Consider the following 1314-nt stretch of genomic DNA (forward strand, 5'->3'; position numbering starts at 1 on the left):
ATCTTGTGCCATCGTGGCCTCCATGTTCACTTCTTATAGCCCACATATCACTATGTGACGTCAAAATGCAGTTGGCGCATTTTGAAATTAATAGGCTATAGGGTACCGCAAAACCGCTAAAAGACCATAGACTTATCTGGCGAATTACTATTTTTTTCGATAATCTTTCACAGCTTTGGGAGCACATCTCTATCGTGCCCTACTTTATTGCAAATTCTTAATTGGTTGTGTCAAATCATGAACTTAACTCAGGTAGAAGCTTTCTGCACTATCGCAGAGTGTGGCTCAGTCTCCGAAGCTGCGCGGCAGTTAGACTGTAACCGCACCAAACTCAGCATGTCGATCAAGGCATTAGAAAAAGAGCTCGATGTTGAGTTGTTCACAAGAACAGGAAACCAACTGACGCTTTCGGAAGCGGGAAAAGCAATTTACAAAGATTGCGAGTATTTGTTGGTCACAGCTCAACGAATCAGAAAAACATGCGCGCAAATCTCCGAAGGCTTCAACGCCGAAGTCTGGGTGGCGCGTGATGACTCGCTGCCAGACGATTTGTGGCAAGAACTGTCTCACCGACTCAACAATCGATTCCCTTCTACAACGTTTAACCTCATCTTGGCCTCTAGTGGTGACTTGGCTAACTTAGTCAGTACTCATCAAGTCGATTTTGCGTTCGGTGTCGACTATGAACGCATTGATGACCCGCACATTGTTTACAAACCGCTGGGGAAAATCCGAATGATGTCGGTGTGTAGCGTTGATCATCGCTTAAGTAAGATGCGTCGCGTATCCGATGAAGATCTACGCAGCCAAATGCAGGCTTTGATGGTTTACCTCAACGAGAAAGACAACCCAGGCTTACAGCCGTTCTCAACTCGATACATTGGCTTCTCAAGTTTCGATTACATGCTCAACACCATTTTGGAGGAAGACGCATGGGGTGTATTGCCAGAGCCGCTCATTCGCCACTACTTGCGCCAACAAAAACTTGCCGTCATCAAACACACTTACGGTTTGACTCAAGAAGACTACTGTATGTTTGCCCCAAACGGTCAGATTGAACACCCAGCAATGACTTGGTTAGCAGATAAGTTAAGCGAATATTTATTTGACTTCTAAATAAAAGGCAGTGACCGTCAATATATTTGACACTACAAAGTTGCATTAAGTCATTGTATTTAAAGAAAAATAATAAAACGGTCGCTTTCTCGTTTAATTTCCACTCAGTTTGTAGTTGCCTAAAATGCCTCAGAAGAGAAGAATAGTAAGGTATTAAAACCAAAAGGCATCTTTTATGTGTGACAGGACAAGCAAAAA

Annotated in this window: 1 protein-coding gene; it reads left to right on the forward strand. The window is 43.3% G+C overall.

Going from position 1 to position 1314, the window contains the following annotated elements:
- Positions 1–237: 237 nt before the first annotated feature.
- Positions 238–1116, forward strand: a complete 879-nt coding sequence (locus tag R7P35_RS24700) for a LysR family transcriptional regulator (protein WP_005461877.1) — start codon at positions 238–240, stop codon at positions 1114–1116.
- Positions 1117–1314 lie beyond the last annotated feature (198 nt).

Origin of the sequence: Vibrio sp. Vb0304 (assembly GCF_033338995.1) — a bacterium.
Taxonomy (GTDB): Bacteria; Pseudomonadota; Gammaproteobacteria; order Enterobacterales; family Vibrionaceae; genus Vibrio; species Vibrio alginolyticus.